The organism is Methanobrevibacter sp. (assembly GCF_015062935.1).
Classification (GTDB): domain Archaea; phylum Methanobacteriota; class Methanobacteria; order Methanobacteriales; family Methanobacteriaceae; genus Methanocatella.
Window position 1 is genome coordinate 13,311 of sequence record NZ_SUTM01000005.1, and the last position, 19,780, is coordinate 33,090.

At 36.4% G+C, this 19,780-nt stretch carries 20 protein-coding genes, 1 tRNA gene and 1 pseudogene; 17 read left to right on the forward strand and 5 right to left on the reverse strand.

Annotated elements, in window-relative coordinates:
* The first annotated feature begins 2 nt into the window (after positions 1-2).
* From rpoA2 to E7Z81_RS03100, 9 genes are all read left to right on the forward strand, one after another.
* The gene (gene rpoA2, locus E7Z81_RS03060) at positions 3-1,190 is read left to right on the forward strand and encodes a DNA-directed RNA polymerase subunit A'' (protein ID WP_292744079.1); all 1,188 of its coding nucleotides are present in this window, start codon (positions 3-5) and stop codon (positions 1,188-1,190) included.
* Positions 1,191-1,198: 8 nt separating this feature from the next.
* Positions 1,199-1,498 carry a 50S ribosomal protein L30e gene (locus tag E7Z81_RS03065; RefSeq protein WP_292744081.1) on the forward strand — a complete coding sequence of 100 codons (300 nt, stop codon included), beginning with the start codon at positions 1,199-1,201 and terminating at the stop codon, positions 1,496-1,498.
* Positions 1,499-1,504: 6 nt separating this feature from the next.
* The gene (locus E7Z81_RS03070; RefSeq protein WP_292744083.1) at positions 1,505-1,936 is read left to right on the forward strand and encodes a NusA-like transcription termination signal-binding factor; all 432 of its coding nucleotides are present in this window, start codon (positions 1,505-1,507) and stop codon (positions 1,934-1,936) included.
* Positions 1,937-2,262: 326 nt separating this feature from the next.
* Positions 2,263-2,688, forward strand: coding sequence for a 30S ribosomal protein S12 (locus E7Z81_RS03075; protein ID WP_067044341.1), 426 nt, complete (start codon positions 2,263-2,265; stop codon positions 2,686-2,688).
* Between the two features lie 13 nt (positions 2,689-2,701).
* On the forward strand, positions 2,702-3,262 hold the full coding sequence (locus E7Z81_RS03080; RefSeq protein WP_292744085.1) for a 30S ribosomal protein S7: 561 nt from the start codon (positions 2,702-2,704) through the stop codon (positions 3,260-3,262).
* 31 nt (positions 3,263-3,293) lie between these two features.
* Positions 3,294-5,492: an elongation factor EF-2 gene (locus E7Z81_RS03085; RefSeq protein ID WP_292744087.1), complete on the forward strand. Its 2,199-nt coding sequence runs from the start codon at positions 3,294-3,296 to the stop codon at positions 5,490-5,492.
* A gap of 156 nt (positions 5,493-5,648) precedes the next feature.
* A complete protein-coding gene (gene tuf, locus E7Z81_RS03090; RefSeq protein WP_292744089.1) occupies positions 5,649-6,899 on the forward strand; it encodes a translation elongation factor EF-1 subunit alpha in 1,251 nt (416 codons plus the stop codon).
* Between the two features lie 66 nt (positions 6,900-6,965).
* The gene (gene rpsJ / locus E7Z81_RS03095; RefSeq protein WP_042691424.1) at positions 6,966-7,274 is read left to right on the forward strand and encodes a 30S ribosomal protein S10; all 309 of its coding nucleotides are present in this window, start codon (positions 6,966-6,968) and stop codon (positions 7,272-7,274) included.
* 35 nt (positions 7,275-7,309) lie between these two features.
* Positions 7,310-7,393, forward strand: a tRNA-Ser gene (locus E7Z81_RS03100).
* A 23-nt stretch (positions 7,394-7,416) separates the two neighbouring features.
* Here the strand turns inward: E7Z81_RS03100 and cobK are convergent.
* Genes cobK through E7Z81_RS03115 form a run of 3 tightly spaced genes read right to left on the reverse strand, consistent with a single transcriptional unit; the run spans position 7,417 to position 10,998 of the window.
* Positions 7,417-8,199: a precorrin-6A reductase gene (gene cobK, locus E7Z81_RS03105; protein WP_292744091.1), complete on the reverse strand. Its 783-nt coding sequence runs from the start codon at positions 8,197-8,199 to the stop codon at positions 7,417-7,419.
* Positions 8,196-10,604, reverse strand: a complete 2,409-nt coding sequence (locus tag E7Z81_RS03110; protein WP_292744094.1) for a calcium-translocating P-type ATPase, PMCA-type — start codon at positions 10,602-10,604, stop codon at positions 8,196-8,198. Before E7Z81_RS03110 ends, cobK begins: the two co-directional genes overlap by 4 nt.
* A 4-nt stretch (positions 10,605-10,608) precedes the next feature.
* Positions 10,609-10,998 carry a UPF0146 family protein gene (locus E7Z81_RS03115; RefSeq protein ID WP_292744096.1) on the reverse strand — a complete coding sequence of 130 codons (390 nt, stop codon included), beginning with the start codon at positions 10,996-10,998 and terminating at the stop codon, positions 10,609-10,611.
* Positions 10,999-11,069: 71 nt separating this feature from the next.
* Between E7Z81_RS03115 and rimI the strand changes: the two genes are divergently transcribed.
* Positions 11,070-11,525, forward strand: a complete 456-nt coding sequence (gene rimI, locus E7Z81_RS03120) for a ribosomal protein S18-alanine N-acetyltransferase (RefSeq protein ID WP_292744098.1) — start codon at positions 11,070-11,072, stop codon at positions 11,523-11,525.
* Here rimI and E7Z81_RS03125 read toward each other — a convergent pair.
* On the reverse strand, positions 11,496-12,041 hold the full coding sequence (locus E7Z81_RS03125; RefSeq protein ID WP_292744101.1) for a zinc ribbon domain-containing protein: 546 nt from the start codon (positions 12,039-12,041) through the stop codon (positions 11,496-11,498). The genes rimI and E7Z81_RS03125 overlap by 30 nt on opposite strands.
* Before the next feature lie 85 nt (positions 12,042-12,126).
* Between E7Z81_RS03125 and E7Z81_RS03130 the strand changes: the two genes are divergently transcribed.
* Together E7Z81_RS03130 and prf1 are read left to right on the forward strand one after the other, a co-directional pair.
* Entirely contained in the window at positions 12,127-13,098 is a 972-nt protein-coding gene (locus E7Z81_RS03130; protein ID WP_292744103.1) for a hypothetical protein, read from the forward strand.
* 78 nt (positions 13,099-13,176) lie between these two features.
* Positions 13,177-14,421 (forward strand): peptide chain release factor aRF-1, encoded by a 1,245-nt coding sequence (prf1, locus tag E7Z81_RS03135; RefSeq protein ID WP_292744105.1) that lies wholly within the window; start codon positions 13,177-13,179, stop codon positions 14,419-14,421.
* 35 nt (positions 14,422-14,456) lie between these two features.
* Here prf1 and E7Z81_RS03140 read toward each other — a convergent pair whose 3' ends face one another.
* Positions 14,457-14,642, reverse strand: a complete 186-nt coding sequence (locus tag E7Z81_RS03140; RefSeq protein WP_292744107.1) for a hypothetical protein — start codon at positions 14,640-14,642, stop codon at positions 14,457-14,459.
* Between the two features lie 478 nt (positions 14,643-15,120).
* On the opposite strand from E7Z81_RS03140, the gene gdhA reads away from it, so the two are divergent.
* The 5 genes and pseudogenes from gdhA to E7Z81_RS03165 all read left to right on the forward strand — a co-directional run bounded on the left by gdhA (position 15,121) and on the right by E7Z81_RS03165 (position 19,757).
* The gene (gene gdhA / locus E7Z81_RS03145; protein ID WP_292744110.1) at positions 15,121-16,455 is read left to right on the forward strand and encodes an NADP-specific glutamate dehydrogenase; all 1,335 of its coding nucleotides are present in this window, start codon (positions 15,121-15,123) and stop codon (positions 16,453-16,455) included.
* Positions 16,456-16,805: 350 nt separating this feature from the next.
* On the forward strand, positions 16,806-17,990 hold the full coding sequence (locus E7Z81_RS03150) for an ATP-binding protein (RefSeq protein ID WP_292739385.1): 1,185 nt from the start codon (positions 16,806-16,808) through the stop codon (positions 17,988-17,990).
* A 181-nt stretch (positions 17,991-18,171) separates the two neighbouring features.
* A pseudogene (locus E7Z81_RS03155) lies at positions 18,172-18,339 on the forward strand (4Fe-4S binding protein).
* Positions 18,340-18,343: 4 nt separating this feature from the next.
* Positions 18,344-19,522: an NAD(P)/FAD-dependent oxidoreductase gene (locus tag E7Z81_RS03160; RefSeq protein WP_292744113.1), complete on the forward strand. Its 1,179-nt coding sequence runs from the start codon at positions 18,344-18,346 to the stop codon at positions 19,520-19,522.
* Positions 19,523-19,592: 70 nt separating this feature from the next.
* Positions 19,593-19,757 (forward strand): hypothetical protein, encoded by a 165-nt coding sequence (locus E7Z81_RS03165; protein ID WP_292744116.1) that lies wholly within the window; start codon positions 19,593-19,595, stop codon positions 19,755-19,757.
* Positions 19,758-19,780: the final 23 nt, after the last annotated feature.

Consider the following 19,780-nt stretch of genomic DNA (forward strand, 5'->3'; position numbering starts at 1 on the left):
CTATGGAAGATGTTATAAACAAAGTAATAGAAACTATTGCTAAATTAAATGAAGAAGAAAATCTTGATATAGCTTTTCCAGATAGTTATATCGAAGAATTAGCTGAAAAAACTGTCCAAAAAGAGTTAACTGATGATGAGTTAGCTGAACTCATCCGTAAACTCAAGGCTGCCTATGACCGAGCTCACGTTGAAGCTGGAGAGGCTGTTGGAACAGTAGCTGCACAATCTGTTGGTGAACCTGGTACTCAGATGACTATGCGTACTTTTCACTATGCAGGGGTAACTGAGTTAAACGTAACATTAGGTCTTCCAAGGCTTATTGAAATCGTTGACGCAAGAAAAGATATTGCTACTCCAACAATGGATATTTATTTTGATGAAGAAAGACGTAATGATGAAGAATTTGTAAGGACTTTAGCTAACCAGATTGGTAAAAGTACTATAAATGATATTCTTTCTGATTTCAATTTAAATTATGCTACTATGGAAGTAGAAGCAGTTTTAGATGATAAAAAAATTAGAGAAAAAAGACTTGATAAAGAAGAGATTAATGCCATTATTGAAAAGACTTTCAAAAAGGCTACAATTAACAATAATCATATCATTATACCTTCTTCAAAGAATGACAAATCCGATTCCAAATTTGAAATTCGTGAACTTCGTCTCTTGGCGGACAAGGTTCGTGACTTGCAGATCAGTGGAATTAAAGGTATAGGTAAAGTTATTATCCGTCGTGATGATGAATGGATTATTCACACAGAAGGATCCAACCTTAAGGAAATTCTTGATATGGAAGGTATAGATCATGTGAGAACAACCACCAACAACATTCATGAAATCGGTGAGGTTTTAGGTATTGAAGCGGCTCGTCAGTCAATCATTGATGAAGCTCAAAAAACACTTTCCGAACAGGGTCTTAGTGTAGATGTAAGACATATCATGTTGGTTGCTGATATCATGACTGCAGAAGGTGTTGTAAAATCCATCGGAAGACATGGTATTAGTGGTGAAAAATCAAGTGTATTAGCTCGTGCAGCTTTTGAAGAAACTGGTAAACATTTACTTAACGCAAGTATTCGTGGTGAAGTAGATGATTTAACAGGTATCATCGAAAATATTATTATTGGACAACCAATACCTCTTGGTACCGGTTCTGTCGGTGTCAAAATGGATTATAAAAATGAATAGGAGGCTAGATGATGGACGTAGATAGAGGAATCAGAGTAGCTGTCGATACTGGTGATGTAGTATTAGGCTCTGAAAAATCAATTCAATCTTTAAAATTAGGAAAAGGCCAACTCGTTGTTGTTGCTGCTAACGCTCCTAAAGAAATTCTTGAAGATGTTGAATACTATGCAAATCTTTCCGAAATTCCATCCTTAGTATATGATGGAACTAGTGTAGATTTGGGTTCTGTTTGTGGTAAACCTTTTACTGTTGCTACATTAATCGTAAACGATCCAGGAGATTCTACAATATTAGACGATTTGAGGTAGATTTAAGTGTCTATTAAATTTAGTGCAAATGAAATTAGATACATAGCTCTTTTCGAAAATATGACTGGAGCAATGGTTAAAGATTGCATTATCGATGATGAACATGGAAAAGTTACTTTTGTTGTAAAAAATGGTGACATGGGACTTGCTATTGGTAAAAAAGGAAGTTCAGTTTCTAAAGTTCAAAGAGCAGTAGATAAAGGCGTTGAGATTATTGAATTAGACGATGATCCAATACAATTTATTAAGAATGTTTTATCACCTGCAAAATTGCAAACTGTTAAGATTAGTCAAAAACAGTCAGGCGAAAAAATAGCTACTGTCACAGCGGATAATACTAATAAACGTATTGCTATCGGTAAGAATGGAATCAATATTGAAAGGGCTAAATTATTAGCAAATAGACAGCATAATATTGATAATATTATTTTAAAATAGCCTTTGCGCTATTTTATTTTAATTTATTTTTTTTAAAAAAACTACTTTTTTTATTTTTATTATATAAGAAATACATACCTTTATAAAGGTTGAAATATATATTTTATCTTAAGATATCTGTACTTTTTTAATAACATGACTATGTGTGCTTTTTGTCATTGTTTTGAATTTTATTTCAAGATATCTTCTTTTAGATAAGTTAATTATCTAAATTAATTATTATTACTGATTGTATCTTAGAATTTAGATTGTACTATTAGTCTATAGTATAAATCGCAGCGGTGGATTCTCAGATACGCTTAACAAAAAGATTTAGAGGAAAAAATATGCCAGGACTTTTTGCTGCAAAAAAACTTAAAAAAAATAGACAAAATTTTAAGTGGAAAGATGTAGATTACAAAAGAAGAGCTTTAAGATTAGACGTTAAAGCAGATCCTCTCGAAGGAGCTCCTCAAGCTAGAGGTATTGTAATCGAAAAAGTAGGGATAGAAGCAAAACAACCAAACTCTGCTATCCGTAAATGTGTACGTGTTCAATTAATTAAAAACGGTAAACAATTAACTGCTTTCGCACCAGGTGACGGAGCTATCGGATTTATCGATGAACACGATGAAGTTATGATTGAAGGAATCGGTGGACCATCCGGAAGATCCATGGGTGATATTCCTGGAGTCCGTTGGAAAGTTTCCAAAGTTAACAACGTAGCTTTATCAGAAATGGTAAGTGGAAAAATAGAAAAACCTGTAAGATAAGGTGGTTATATTTATGAGTAAATTATTCGGAAAATGGGATCTCGATGAAGTAAAAGTTGAGGACTTGGGTTTAGTCAAATATATCTGCTTAGATGAAACTTTAGTTCCACATACTTCTGGTAGACACGTAAAAAGACAATTCGCAAAATCTAAAGTATCAATCATTGAAAGATTAATGAACAAAATCATGAGAACTCATCTCAACTCAGGTAAGAAAAACATGGCTTACAACATTGTAAAAGATGCTTTAGAAATCATTAATAAAAGGACTAAAAAGAATCCTGTTCAAGTTTTAGTTACTGCAGTTGAAAACACTGCACCTCGTGAAGAAACAACTCGTATCAAATACGGTGGTATCGGATACCAAGTAGCAGTTGACATTTCTCCACAAAGAAGAGTTGACCTTTCATTAGGTTTCTTGACTAGAGGTACTTTACAATCTTCATTCAAAAACAGAAAATCTGTTGCTGAATGTTTAGCTGATGAATTAATTCTTGCTTCTGAAGAAGATTCAAGAAGTTTCGCTTTACAAAAAGCTGAAGAGAAAGAAAGAGTTGCTAAAGCAGCACACTAATCATATTATGTTTATATCTTAGGTGGTTATTTTGAGTAGAAGAGACAAAATGATTGCAAAAATCAAAGAGTTAATGTACGAACCTGAACAAATCAGAAACATTGGTATCTGTGCTCACATCGATCACGGTAAAACCACTTTATCTGATAACCTCCTCGCAGGTGCAGGAATGATTTCCGAAGAACTTGCTGGAGACCAAAGATTCTTGGATTTCGACGAACAAGAACAAGCACGTGGTATTACCATTGATGCAGCTAACGTATCTATGGTACACGACTACAAAGACAGTGAGTATTTAATCAACTTAATCGATACTCCTGGTCACGTTGACTTTGGTGGGGACGTAACTCGTGCAATGAGAGCTGTAGACGGTGCAGTAGTTGTTGTTTGTGCTGTAGAAGGTATCATGCCTCAAACCGAAACCGTATTCAGACAAGCTTTAAAAGAAAACGTAAAACCAGTTTTATTCATTAACAAAGTTGACAGATTAATCAACGAGTTAAAATTAGAACCTGAAGAGTTACAAAACAGATTCTTAAAAATCTTCATGGAAGCTAACAAATTAATCAAAAACATGGCTCCTGAAGAGAAAAAAGAAGAATGGAAATTAGACTTTACTGATGGTAGTGTAGCTTTCGGTTCAGCATACCACAACTGGGCTATCAACGTTCCAACTATGCAAGAAACTGGAATCAACTTTAAAGACATCATTGATTATTGTAATGCTGATAATGAAAAAGAATTAGCTCAAAAAGTACCTTTATCTGATGTATTATTAGGTATGGTAGTAGAACACTTACCTTCACCTAAAGAAGCTCAAGTATACAGAGTACCTAACATATGGGACGGAGACATCGAATCTCCTGCTGGCCAATGTATGGTCACCACCGCTCCTGACGGACCTTTAGCTGTAATGGTTACCAACGTATCCGTAGACAAACACGCTGGTGAAATCGCAACAGGTAGGGTTTACGGAGGATCCATTGAAAAAGGTACAGAAGTATACCTCGTAGGTTCTCACGGTAAATCCAGAGTACAGCAAGTAGGTGTATACTTCGGTCCTGAAAGAGTTAACACTGACAAAGTTCCTGCTGGTAACATTGTATATGTTGCAGGTGCAAAAGGAGCTATTGCTGGTGAAACCTTATGTTCACCTGAAGACAAAATCAAAGAGTTCGAAGGTTTAGAACACATTTCAGAACCTGTAGTTACCGTAGCTGTAGAAGCTAAAAATACCAAAGACTTACCAAAATTGATTGAAGTATTAAGACAAACTGGTAAAGAAGACCCTACCGTTAAAATCGATATTAACGAAGAAACCGGTGAACACTTAGTTTCCGGTATGGGTGAGCTTCACTTAGAAGTTATCGGTTACAGAATTAAAGATAAAGGTGTAGACATTACCACATCCGAACCTATTGTTGTATACAGAGAAACCGTAAGAAAACTCTCTCCACAAGTTGAAGGTAAATCTCCTAACAAACACAACAGATTCTACATTACTGTTGAACCTATTGAACCAGAACTCTACGCTGCAATTCAAGAAGGAGACATTAAAGAAGGAAGAGTTAAAGGTAAAGAATCTGCAAACGACTTCATGGAACATGGTTTAGATAAAGAAGAAGCTAGAAGAGTATGGTCTGTACACAACAGAAGCATATTCCTCAACATGACTCGTGGTATCCAATACTTGGATGAAGTAAAAGAACTTTTACTTGAAGGATTTGAATCCGCATTAGAAAACGGTCCTTTAGGAAACGAAATTTCCATGGGATTAAAATTCAAACTCCACGATGCAAAACTTCACGAAGACGCAGTTCACAGAGGTCCAGCACAAGTATTACCTGCTATCAGAAATGCAATCTTAGGTTCCATGATGCTTGCTGAACCTTCATTACTTGAACCAATGCAAAAAGTAGTTATTGACACTCCTAATGATTACATGGGTGCATGTACTCGTGAAATCCAAAACAGAAGAGGTCAAATCGTAAACATGGGTCAAGAAGGAGACATGGCAAGAATCGAATCCAAAGTTCCTGTAGCTGAAATGTTTGGTTTCGCTGGTGACATCAGATCCGCAGCAGAAGGTAGATGTTTATGGTCTACTGAAATCGCAGGATTTGAACCACTTCCACGTGAAATGCAAAACCAAATCGTAAGAGAAATCAGACAAAGGAAAGGCTTATCCGCAGAACCATTCCCTGCAAGCCACTACTTAGGTGATTTATAAAATTAAAATTTTTTAATTTTTATATTTTTTTATATTTTTATTAAAAATTCACTAAAAAAACATATCTTTTTATATGTTGAAAAATATAATACTTTATTAAGCTAACATTTAGGCTTATAGATATGTTTGTTAATAATTACAAAAGAGGTTATTATAATGGCAAAAGAAAAAGAACATCTTAACTTAGCATTTATCGGACACGTTGACCACGGAAAATCCACTTTAGTTGGAAACTTATTAGTTAAAGCTGGTACTATCAACGAACAACAATTAGCTTCCGGAGAAGACAAATTCAGATTCATTATGGATACTACCAAAGAAGAACAAGAAAGAGGAGTAACCATTGACTTAGCTCACCAAAAATTCTCCACTAAAAAATACGACTACACTGTAGTAGACTGCCCAGGACACAGAGACTTCGTTAAAAACATGATCACTGGTGCATCCCAAGCAGACGCAGCTGTATTAGTAGTAGCAGCTAACGACGGTGTAATGCCTCAAACCAAAGAACACATGTTCTTATCCATGACTTTAGGTATTAAACAAATTATTATCGGTATTAACAAAATGGATATGGAAGACTACAGCGAAGACAGATTCAACGAAGTAAAAGAAGACGTTTCTGTATTACTCAAATCCATCGGAAGAGACCCTTCCACTGTAACTTTCATCCCATTATCTGCATTTGAAGGAGACAACATTGTAGAAGCTTCATCCAACACTCCTTGGTACAAAGGACCTACATTAATCGAAGCTTTAGACGCTTTAACCGCTCCTGAAAAACCAACCGACTTACCTTTAAGAATTCCTATTCAAGACGTTTACTCCATTACCGGTGTAGGTACCGTACCTGTAGGAAGAGTTGAAACTGGTATATTGAAAAAAGGAGACAACGTTATCTTCTTACCATCCACAACTGTTAACGGAGCTTCCGGTGAAGTTAAATCCATCGAAATGCACCACGAACAATTTGAAGTTGCTGAACCTGGTGACAACATCGGATTCAACGTAAGAGGTGTAGGTAAAAACGATATCAGAAGAGGAGACGTAGCAGGACACACTTCCGATGCTCCTACTGTAGCTAAACAATTCTCCGCACAAGTTGTTGTATTACAACACCCTGGTGTTATTACCGTTGGATACACTCCTGTATTCCACTGCCACACTTCACAAACTGCATGTACTTTCATTGAATTAACCGCAAAACTTGACCCAGCTACTGGTCAACCTGAAGCTAAAAACCCTGATTTCATCAAAACTGGTGATGCAGCTATCGTAGAAATCAGACCTACCAAACCTATGGTATTAGAAGAAGCTAAAAACATTCCACCTATGGGTAGATTCGCTATTAGGGATATGGGTCAAACTGTTGCTGCAGGTTTATGTCTTAAAATCACCGAGCAATAGGTTTGTAAACAATAATTAGAAAGTAATTTTTACTTTCTTTATTTTTTGTTTTTTGGAGGCTAATAAATGAATCAAGCAAGAATTAAACTTACTGGAACAGACCCAGAAAAATTAGCATACGTTTGTGATCAACTTAAAAAAATTGCTGAAAGAACTGGTGTCGACTTATCTGGTCCTATTCCATTACCTACTAAAAAATTAGTAGTACCTACAAGAAAATCTCCGGATGGAGAAGGTAAAGCTTCTTGGGAAAAATGGGAACTCAGAATTCATAAACGTTTAATCGGTATTGGAGCTGATGAACGTGCTATGAGACAAGTTATGAAAGTCAACGTTCCTGATAATGTAAGTATCGAAATTGAACTTAAAGGATAAATATTTAGAATCCTTCTAAATATTCCTTTTCATATGCCGAGATAGTCTAGTCTGGTAAGGCGCAGGACTTGAAATCCTGTGAGGTCATCCTCGCCTGGGTTCAAATCCCAGTCTCGGCGTTTTACTTTTATATCTACTTTTTTTAAAAACTTTTTATTTTTTTGTCCATTTCTGTTAAATCATTGACGATGTCATCTTTTTCTAACAATTCTATTTCCGGACGCTGTATCATGATGATGGCAATATCCTTTTGATTGGCGGCTTCTATTTTTTCAACGACTCCTCCGATTTCTCCGCTTTCCTTTGTTATCATTACACTTGCATCATACTTTTCGATTAAATCAATGTTTTCTTCAAGTGTTGCGGCACCTGTCATCGGGATGATGTGGCTTGAATCTATTCCAAGCTCGTCGCATTTTCTGATTGAGTTTTCGACTTTCAGGATGCGCGGATAGAACCTTTCAACCGGAACATATTTCACGATGTCCGCCATGGTGTTGGCTCCTGCAAAATGCAGCACATTTCCTTGACTGAATTTGCCGGCTATAAGTTTTCCTGCATCGTCAAATGAATTTACGTAATGGATATGTGATGTGTCAATGTTTTCAAGGTTGGTGATAGGTCTTTCAAAGCGTATATACGGTATTTTAAGTTCCCTTGCTATGCCGGCACTTGTCTGTGTGATGTGGGCTGCAAATGGATGGGTTGCATCAATGAGAATGTCAAAGCCCTCATCGGTCAGAATCTTTATAATCTCATCTTTCGGAAGTGGTCGTGCTATGGTATCGTCGCTTCCCCCTTCCATTGCAAGTCTTGCACCGTATTCTGTGGTGGTTGTAGTCATAATATAGGCATCATAGTTTTCCTTGATGTGCTGTATGATGTTTATGGAATCCTTGGTTCCGCCCAGTAGAAATATCTTCATTTTATCACCCTGTTCATTACTTTTTCAGATATGATAATGGTGAAAGCCACTATTACAATGACTGCCCAGTCAATCAGGCCTATTGATGTTGTTCTGAATATCACCTGAAGTTGCGGGATGTATATGATCAGCAGCTGCAGAGCGAATGAAATCAGTATTGCAATGTAGAGAAACTTGCTTGACTGTTCGGAATTTGCCTTTCTGTTATATGCATTGAAAAGCTGGTACATCACAAATAGGGTGAATGCAACTGTCATCGCCTTCTGTTCGGTGGCGACACTCATTTGCCAGAAGAACACTATTATTGTACCGACGGCCATCACAAGACCTGTAAGAAGTATTTCAAGAAGTGTTTTTCTTGTAAGGATGTCTCCTGTTTCAGGAGGTCTGTTCATGACGTCTCTTTCAGCTCCTTCAATACCCAATGTCTGTGCAGGAGGTCCATCCATAACTATATTGAGCCACAGTAACTGTACAGGATTGAACGGTAATGGTAGTGTCAGCAGTGATGTTCCAACAATTGTAAGTATCGCTCCGACGTTTGTGGATACCTGAAACTTGACGAACCTTTTTATGTTGTCGTAAATCTTACGTCCTTCCCTTACCGCCTTCACGATTGTTGAAAAGTCATTGTTTTGAAGAATCATGTCTGCGGATTCCTTGGCAACGTCTGTTCCGTCACCCATTGCAACTCCTATTGATGCCTTTTTAAGTGCAGGCGCATCGTTTACTCCGTCCCCGGTCATTGCAACTACATTTCCTTTGTCTTTAAGGGCTTCAACAATCTTCATTTTTTGTGTAGGCTTAACTCTTGCATAGACCTGAATTTCATCGGCTATTTTGTGGTATTCTTCAAGGCTCATCCTTTCAAGCTCTTCGCCTGTTATGGCTCTTCCTGTTGTAAGTATTCCCAGATCCCTTGCGATTGCACATGCAGTCTTTAAATAGTCTCCGGTTATCATCTTAACCTGTATTCCTGCATTTATACAGTCGCTTACTGCCTGTCTGGCATCTTTTTTAGGAGGATCTATCAGTCCGAGAAGTCCTGTAAAGGTCAGATTCTCTTCAGGGTCATCTTCATCATTGAGCTTGTATGCAAATCCGATTACTCTCAGTGCATTGTCACTCATTTCATCAATTTTTTTAAGTATGATTTCCTTGCTTTTATCATCAATTATTTTGACATTTCCATCATAATCTATATATTTGCATTTGCCTAGAATTATTTCCGGAGCACCTTTTGTCAAGACCAATGTTTTTTCACCGTCCAGTCTATGTATAGTGCTCATCATTTTACGATTGCTGTCAAGGGGGATTTCATCAACCCTTTCAAGTGAGATTTCAGAATCTTTGCAGTGCTTTAAAATCGCCCCGTCGGTCTGGTCACCTATTACTTCTCCATTGTGAAGTGTTGCATTGTTGCACAGCTTTCCTATTTCCAGTGTTGTCTTTTTGTTGGTATAAAAGCTGTCAACAACAGTCATTCTGTTTTCTGTAAGTGTTCCGGTCTTATCACTGCAGATGATTGTACATGATCCAAGTGTTTCAACTGATAGGAGTTTTCTTACAAGTGCATCTGATTTTGCCATCTGTGACATTCCAAGTGCAAGTGTCAGTGTAAGGACTGCAGGAAGACCTTCAGGGATTGCTGCAACAGCCAGTGAAACTGCAGTCATGAAAGTTTCAACAAGAGGAATTCCCTTTAGAAGTTCCATAAAAAATATTATTATACAAACCGCAATTGCAATAAGTGACAGGGTCTTTCCGAGATTTCCCACCTTTTCCTTTAAAGGAGTGTCCTCGTCTTCCTCCTGAACGATTTCTGCGATTTTACCGATTTCAGTTTTCATCCCTATGCTTTCGACAACGGCAACTCCGTTACCTGCAAGGATATTTGAATCCATATAAACCTTATCGTCAATGTCTTTTCTTATTGCTTCGGACTCTCCGGTAAGTGAAGACTCATCACAGCTCAAATCATTGCATTCAATCAGCCTTAAATCTGCAGGTGACTTTACACCTTCCTCTAAAATCACAATGTCGCCAATGGTCAAATCTTCGGAGTTGATTTCCTGGATTGTCCCGTCTCTTTTCACCACTGCAGTGTTTACCATAAGGTTTTTAAGGCTTTCCATAGCTTTTCTTGAACGGTATTCCTGAATGAATCCCATTATGACATTCAAAAGCACAGCCAGGACAATAACTCCTGCATCGATAACGTCTCCAATGGCATATGCCGCAACTGCAGCTATCAAAAGAAGGCCAATCAGAATGTCTGCAAACTGGCTTAAGAATAATATCGCCAAGGGAGTAGGTTTCTTTTCGTCAAGCTTGTTTAAACCATATTTTTTCTGCCTTTCAATGACTTCATTTGCTGTTAATCCGGTTTCTAGTGAGTAATCCATATAATCACTTTAAAATGTAAAAACTTGCTTTTTTGTAATTTTTTAATTTCATTTTAACTCTGGGAGTATTTAAATCTTCGTTTGTAAGCGGCTTGATGATAAGCTGTGAGCCGATTTTTCGGGCAAGACTTACGATGTATGGCTGAAGTTCGCTTGGAGGCCTGATTGAATATATGATGTCAGTGCCTTCGTAGAGCTCCATATCTGGATCTGTGATGTCGTCCCTGATGACGGATGCATCTGCAGGATTAATATCCGTTTTTATAAGGGTGATGTTTTCCTTTTTTTCCAGTTCATCTGCAATCATGGAAAACTTGCCCACTCCGATTTCAGCTATTTTCGTTGGCTTTTCACCGATTTCATCTAAAATGTAATCCTTAAAATCTTGCCACATTTTTTTTACCTCGTTTCTATATTACTCCATACAAACTATTAAATAATTTGTTTTTAATATTTTATGTTAGTATGATAATTCGAAAGTTTGTTCCCACAGATTTAAAGAGGGTTTTTGAAATAGAAAACATGTCTTTCAACCAGTCCTATGGTATAGACATGTTTCAGCAGCTCTACGATATGGGTGTAGGTTTTCTGGTGGCTGAAGATGAAGGATATGTCATAGGATACGTCATATTCTGGATTAAATATGAATATCAGGGCCATATCATTTCCATAGCTGTTGATAAAAACTACCGCCGCAAGGGTGCTGGAACAAAGCTTTTGGTCAAGGCCATCGCCATCCTGTCACTTCTTAACCTGAACACCATATACCTTGAAGTGAATGAAAACAATGTAGGTGCCGTGGAATTTTATAAAAGCTTCAATTTCAAAATAGACAGGACAGTTCCGGGATATTACGAAAACGGTGATGGTGCCATATTGATGTATATAAAATTAAATTCCGGTAAAATTACCGCCGATTAGCTGGGTGTAGTTTGTAAATGCCTCTGTAGGTATGTTTCCTGTTAAAAAGAGTATTGCAATAATAACCACATAGAATCCGAATATTGCAAGCTGGATGTGGCCGTGTCTTTTAAGGCTCGGATTTTTCCTGGTTGAAAGATAGATTCCAATGATTACTCCCAGGATTCCCCCTAAAATTGAGAAGAGATATCCGAAAAATACCAGAATCTTTTGAAATGTGGTTATCGGTTCATTTCCATCAGTTTCGATTCTGTTTTGTACAGGGGGCATTACCTGTTCATCTGGACGGTTGATGACGATAGGCTGAACTACATTACCGTTTTCCACATTATTTTTGAAAACCAGTGGTGTTCCGCATTTTACACAGAAATCCGCTTCGTTAGGATTTTGAAAACCGCATAAAGGACATGAATTTTTTGAAACTTCAATTTTTGGAAATTCACGACCGCACTTGATACAGAATCCGTATGCATCGTCACTTGTTGAACCGCACTGAGGGCATCTTCTTAAAACCATACTATCACTACTAATTAATTAATAGTAATATGTTTATAAACTTTTTTAATTAATTTTATTTATATTGTAAATTATATAATATGTAATGATTGAAAAAATAGAAATCACTCAAAGGTTCAATTTCAAGCGCCTAAACAGACATTATGAATGTTTCACCATTGATTTTCTAAACGGCAACGCCTACTATAAGATTTCCGAACGTGGAAGCGGCGACAAATTTTTAAGCGAAAATCCGCTATGCGATGATACATGGACACACATTCTGGCTGATCTTCGACGCAAAATGACCAGCAGGATTTACAGGCCGGGCCCTGAAAAGATGGGCAGGCTTATGCATGAATATGAAAGCCTGGGGCTTTTTGATGATTTTGAAAGCGAGAAGTTCAAATATTTCGAAAAGATTGAACTTGTCTATTCCTGCAATGTGATTGTCTATTCAACAGACGGCTACGGGGAGTACAGCTTTAAAAACAACTTTCCCGAAAAATGGGAAGCTTTCGGCGATATTTTAATGGAATGCTTCGGCTTTGACGTGCTCCACCTCAATTACCAGGCACAGCTTGCAACACCTCTTTTTCATGAAATCCTTCCCGATGGGGTGTATATAAACGGCGAAAGGCTTTTACTTAAATCAATTGAGTTCGGCCACTACAGAACATATCCCTATGACATTCCCCATCCTAGACTGATTGTAAATATGGAAAAAGGTGCTGTCGAGGGATACATTGAAAAGAATCTTACTTTAAATGATGAGAAACTTATTTTGGACCTTTTACATGATTATCATGTCTACATGTGGATTTTTGATGACTATCACAGAAAGTCACATGAAAGGGACCCGGATGATCTTGAAGGCTATGACTGGTACCTTGAAATGGTTTTTGAAGGCGATGTCATATGGCACATCTTCGGATACAATGACTATCCCGATACCTACGTCCATCTTGCCCGCAGGATTTTGGAAATAACCGGCATGGATTTGTGTGAGGTGGCAACAATATCTGATGGGGATTTGATTTTATTTGAAAAATTCGGTGACGAAATCCTGTCAAAATAGCTATTTTTTCATTAGTTATTTATAGTATTAAAAAGATAATTATTACTATTATATTAACTTAATTTTTATAGGGGTAACATGGCTGAAGTATCATCAAAAGAATTATACGAATTCAAAAAAGTATTAAAAGAATTGGCACAGAAAAAAGGCAGAGGTACAGAGCTTGTTTCCGTTTATATTCCACCTGACAAACAGTTAAGTGATGTTGGTAAGCACATGAGAGATGAGCTTGGTCAGAGTGCGAACATCAAGAGTAAACAAACAAAGAAAAATGTACAGTCTGCTATCGAAGTTATACTGCAACGTATACGCTTATACAAACAGCCTCCTGAACATGGACTTGTGCTGTTTGTCGGAATGATTCCTAAAGGCGGTCCGGGTACAGAAAAGATGGAAACCTACGTTTTGGAACCGCCTGAACCAATTACAACATACTGGTACAAATGTAACAACGAGTTCTTCCTGGAACCTCTCGAATACATGATCGAGGAAAGGGATACCTACGGTGTGGCTGTAATCGACAGAAGGGAAGCTACCATCGCATCAATGAAAGGTAAAAAAATCAATATCCTTACCCACATTACCAGTGGGGTTCCTGGAAAGCACAAGGCGGGAGGGCAATCCCAGAGAAGGTTTGACCGTGTTATCGAACAGGCTGCTCACGAGTTTTTAAAACGTATCGGAGATCACATGAACGATGACTTCTTGCCTCTCAAGGATGATTTGAAAGGAATCATCATTGGAGGGCCTGGTTTTACCAAAAGCGATTTTGCAGAAGGAGATTACCTCAACTACGAGCTCAAGCAGAAAATCCTGACCATCGAGGACATATCTTATACCGGAGATTTCGGTATCCGTGAAGTGATTGAAAAGTCAGCTCCTGTACTGAGCGACCTTGACGTTATCCATGAAAAGGAAATAGTTCAGAAATTTTTAGGTGAGCTCACCAAAGATAAAGGGCTTGCTTCCTACGGTGAGGATGAGGTCAGAACAAATCTTACAATCGGTGCGGTTGACACACTTCTTTTGTCTGAAGACTTAACTGCAATGCGCAAGAAATTCGTATGTCCTAACTGCGGAACCTCCAAGGAGTTCACAGTCAAGACACAGTCTGAAGCTGACAAAATCGAAGAAAGATGTCCTAACTGTAATGAGCTTTTAAAAGAAGAAGAATCTGCTGATTTGGCGGATTACTTTGTTGAAAAGGCTGAAGAAATGAGTACCAATGTTGAGTTCATTTCCACTGAAACTGATGAAGGTATGCAACTGTTCAGGGCTTTCGGTGGAATAGCTGCAATATTAAGGTATCATGTTGAATACTAGTTTGGAAAAGATTTTTCCAAATTCTCTCTTTTTTTTTAAATGTAATAGGGTGTTAAGCCCTCTTCGTGGCGTATTTTGTTTATTAGCTGGAAAAACAGATGTTTTGTAATTTCCACTTCATTGTTAAGCTCCATATAGAGTGAGTACATTGTCCTGTTTTTTGCCATATAGTTGCTTTTCAATGTTTCGTACTGGCTTCGTGTAATCCTTTCGCATGCCATAATATCACCATTTTTATTATTTTGTATACCTAATTTTAAATTTCACTATACGTTATAGGTTACTTTGTCAATTATTGCATATAAATGAATATGCTTTTTGAAAATCTATATTATTTTGTTTAATTATTATATTGTTATACGGCCTTTTGTTCGGGTTTTCGGTGTTTAAGTCGGTGTATGTTGTACACTTGATTTTTCTGGACCTTCGGAAATTTTTGGTTGGAAGGTGTTTTCCGACTTTGTATAAAATTTTCAATTTTAATTAGACATTTTAAATCAATATATGAAAAGAAATATTTAAATAAACAATAATTTTGTAATTTTGTATAATTTGTTTAAGATAATCATTAATTTTAATGAATAATATTACTAATATTTAATTAAAAATTGAAAAATATTTAAATACTAGAAAGTTCAAATAATAAATTATATTGTTAAAACTTTAATGATATATCCAAATAAAATTGGAGGAATATTTTTGTCATACGTAGATGAAGTAATAGAAACCATAATTGAACAAAACCCTTCAGAACCTGAATTCCACCAAGCAGTACGCGAAGTATTGGAATCCTTAAGGGTAGTAATTGAAGAAAACGAAGAAGAATACAGAAAAAATGCACTTCTTGAAAGATTAACCAATCCGGAAAGACAACTCAAATTCCGTGTCCCATGGATTGACGACAACGGACAAGTACAAGTAAACACCGGATACAGAGTACAGTTCAACAGTGCAATCGGACCTTACAAAGGCGGATTACGTTTCCACCCATCTGTAAATGTCGGTATTATCAAATTCTTAGGTTTCGAACAAATTTTCAAAAACTCCTTGACCGGACTTCCAATCGGCGGAGGTAAAGGTGGATCCGACTTTGATCCTAAAGGAAAATCAGACAGAGAAATCATGGCATTCTGTCAATCTTTCATGACCGAGTTATGCAAATACATTGGTGCTGATACCGATGTTCCTGCTGGAGATATTGGAGTAGGCGGTCGCGAAATTGGTTTCTTATTCGGTCAATACAAAAGAATCAGAGGATTATACGAAGGAGTATTAACTGGTAAAGGATTATCATTCGGTGGATCTTTAGCAAGAACTGAAGCTACCGGATACGGATTATTATACTTCACAAACGCTATGTTAAAAGCAAACGACATCGATATCGCAGGAAAAACCATCCTCGTATCCGGTGCAGGTAACGTAGCTATTTACGCAATCGAAAAAGCTCAACAATTAGGCGGTAAACCTGTAACCTGTTCCGATTCAACCGGTTGGATTTACGACCCTGAAGGAATCGACGTTGAATTATTAAAAGAAGTCAAAGAAGTAAGAAGAGAAAGATTAACTGCATACGCAGAAGCAAGACCATCTGCTGAATACCACGAAGGTAAAGGTGTATGGACCGTTAAAGCTGACATCGCTCTTCCATGTGCTACCCAAAACGAATTGCAATTAGAAGATGCTAAAGCATTAGTTGAAAACGGTATTGTTGCAGTTGCTGAAGGAGCAAACATGCCAACCACAATCGAAGCAACCGAATACTTACAGGAAAATGGCGTATTATTCGCACCTGGTAAAGCTTCCAACGCTGGTGGAGTAGCTACTTCCGCTCTTGAAATGTCACAAAACTCCGAAAGATTATCCTGGTCTTTCGAAGAAGTTGACGGCAAACTTCAAAACATTATGGAAACTATCTTTGCAAATGTTGCAGAAGCTGCTGCTGAATACGACATGGACAAAAACTATGTTGCAGGAGCAAACATTGCAGGATTCAAGAAAGTTGTTGACGCTATGAACGCACAAGGAATCGTATAGATTTCTTTGTTTATTTTTTCTTTTTTTTAAATTTTTTGATCTTTATTTAATTTATAACTTATTTTTTAGCATATTTATTTAAAATTAACATTGGTTTAGTAGATTAATTTATTTTAGAGTGTTTTTCTAGGGTTATTATTTAGTGTGTTTTTGTGCAAAATCACACTTCCAAAAATTTCATTATTTTTCAATATATATTCTTTATTAGAATAACTTCAAGTTTTATTCTAATATTAAATACTTATTCTCTTAGTGAATAATTTTTATAATTATTTCACTAGTGAATACTTATTCTCTTAATAAATAACTTTATATGTTATTTAATGATACATAATAAGTAAGGTGTAAATATGATACCGTGGGGAACTAGAGAAAATCTTCGTGAAGATGAATTTTACAATAGGGTTGCAGAAATAGACAATCTTAAAAGCCTTTTAAATACAACATCTAATGGGAATGCACCGCAAATTTTGTTAACTGGTCTTAGAGGTGTTGGAAAAACAGTATTTCTTAAAAAAATTAAAAAAGAATTGGATGACGATTATTTGGTGGCGTATATCAATTTCTCTAAGGCGGAATGTTATCAAAAAAGAAACATGTCTGTAGTGGGACTACTAGAATTTTTCTTTAAAGAATTTCTAATTGAAGCAAAAAATAAGAATTTAAACACTTTGGATAAGAAAATAGAGAAATACTTTAAAGTTAATGATTTTAAAATCAAAGATTTCATTCAACTTGATAAGTTTCCAATGCCTATTTTTGACAGTGAAACCAATGTTGAAAAACTAATGGATTTTGTTTTAACATTGCCTGAAAAGGTTCATGAAAAAAATTCCAATAAAATAAAAGGAGTGTTAATTTTCATAGATGAATTCCAAATTATTAAGGAATTAGATGATTACAAGGAATCATTTTTATGGAAATTAAGAAGTTATATACAAAATCAAAATTATATTTCATATGTTTTTTCCGGATCAATGAGTATGCAAGATGAATTGATTTCTGAAATCGCAAGTCAAAGAGGTGCTTTTGGAGGCAGAATGCTTACAATTAATATTTCTCCATTTAGTAAGGAAACAGTAAAATCCTATTTAACACAAGAAGCTCCAAATCTAAAATTCAGTGATGATGGATTTGACAGGTTCTATAAATGCACTTCGGGAATTCCTGCATATGTGAATATTTTTGCAACATTGCTTCCAAAGGATATGGAACTGGATGAAAATTTGGTAAAATCTGAATTTGAAGATAAGATTAAGGTTATTAACACTCACCTAATTGTAATGTGGGATAAATTAACACTGCGTGAGCAATACATTATAATTTCTTTAATTGATGGACCTTTAAAAAGAAATGAAATTGCAAAGACACTAAATGTTACTACTGGTTCTATTAGTAAACCTTTAGTTAATCTCCAACACCAAGAATTAGTGATTTTGGAAAATAATTCGTACCATCTATCTGAACCAATACTTAAAAGATGGTTAGAATTGGAATTTGAGAAAACTGGAACCTATCCATTTAGATTGGATTAATTTTGTTTTAAAGTAGGGCGGTATCACCAAATTCCCGCACAAGGAATCGTATAGATTTCCTTGTTTATTTTTTCTTTTTTTACTGACTCTTCTTTTATAATATTTTTAGCTATTTTTAACAAACTTTTAAATATTACAAAATACTGATTTTTAACTATTATTTGGTACTAAGGAGATTTTTATGATAGTTAAGGATTGGTGCTCATTCTGCGGAGAATGTGCAGGAGTATGTCCTAGAAATTTGATTCAAGTTAGAGAATAGTCATTAGTCTTTAACGATGACGACTGTAAGGATTGTGATACATGCATTAAAGCATGCCCTATTGACGCTTTAGAAAAAGAGGAATGATTATATGATTGAAACTGATGTAATAGTTGTTGGTTCCGGACCTGCAGGTTCCAGCGCAGCAAAACACGCTGCATTAGGTGGAGCAAAAGTTATTTTAATGGATAAAAAATCTGAAATAGGTTCACCGAAAAGATGTGCTGAAGATGTGCCTGTTAAAGGTCTGGAAAAATTAGGAATCGAACTTTCCCCTCTTTGGATTGCCAAAATAATTTGGGGTATAAGAATTCAAACACCGGATGGAACAGACCTCTGGTTACCAAAAGATCAAACAAATCCTTCCGAAGCAGATTGTGTCCTTGAAAGAAAAGTATTCGATAAACACATGGCTATGGATGCCGCAAGAGCAGGTGCCGAAATCAGAATTAAAACTTTAGTAACCTGTATTGAAAAAATTGAAAACGGTTTTATTGTTGAAACAGAATCCATGGGTAAAAAACAGGATTTCAAATGTAAAATATTGGTTGCAGCTGACGGTGTTGAAGGGCATGTCGCAAGATGGGCAGGTCTTAGACCTGCTGCAAAAGCAAAAGAAATGGGGTCCTGTGTACAATACGAAATGTGCAATGTTGAATTTGAAAAACAGGGTTTCATTGAATTTTATTTTGGGTCATGTGCTCCTGGAGGATACGCATGGATTTTCCCTAAAGGGGATGACATCGCAAATGTCGGTTTAGGGCTTTTTTCACACAAAGCAGAAAAAACAGCTAAAGAATACCTTGATGATTTTGTCGCCAAGTCTCCATACTTAAAAAATGCTCAGGCTGTTGAATTAAATGTCGGAGGAGATCCCGCCGGGGGAATGATCGAAAAAATTTATGACGACAATATTATGGTTGTCGGGGATGCAGCAGGTCAGGTAAACCCATTAACAGGTGAAGGAATTGTTCCGGGCATGATTGGTGGAAAGTGTGCCGGTCAGGTAGCCGCTCAGGCTATTAAAGAGGATTGCTCTAAAAAATTCTTAAAATTTTATGATAAAATGGTTCGTGAAGAACTTAGCTATGATAATGAAGCATATAAAAAAGTGCAGGAATATGTATATTCCCTGTCTGATGGAGAATTGGATGAGATTGGTCATGCACTTGAAGGAGAAAGCTTTGATGAGGCTTCATCTGCTGAAGTAGTTAAAAAATTAATTGAAATATCTCCGAAAGCTTCACGCTATTTGGGAAAATTAGTATAGAGTTTTTGAAAACAATACGTGTAGTGAAGAAATTCACATAAAGCTATTTCATTTAGGTTTAAAATCTGAAATGTATAATGACATTATAGCTAGATTAATCGAGGCGTATGAAAAAATGTATTTTGAAGAATTAAGTGATGAAGAAGCAGATTACTATAATGAAAGAATCAGACTTTTTGAAAATGGGGATTATACTGGCACCAGAAAAGTTGATTTAAATGCCATCAGAAAATAATCCTGAAGTGCAATATGAACTTT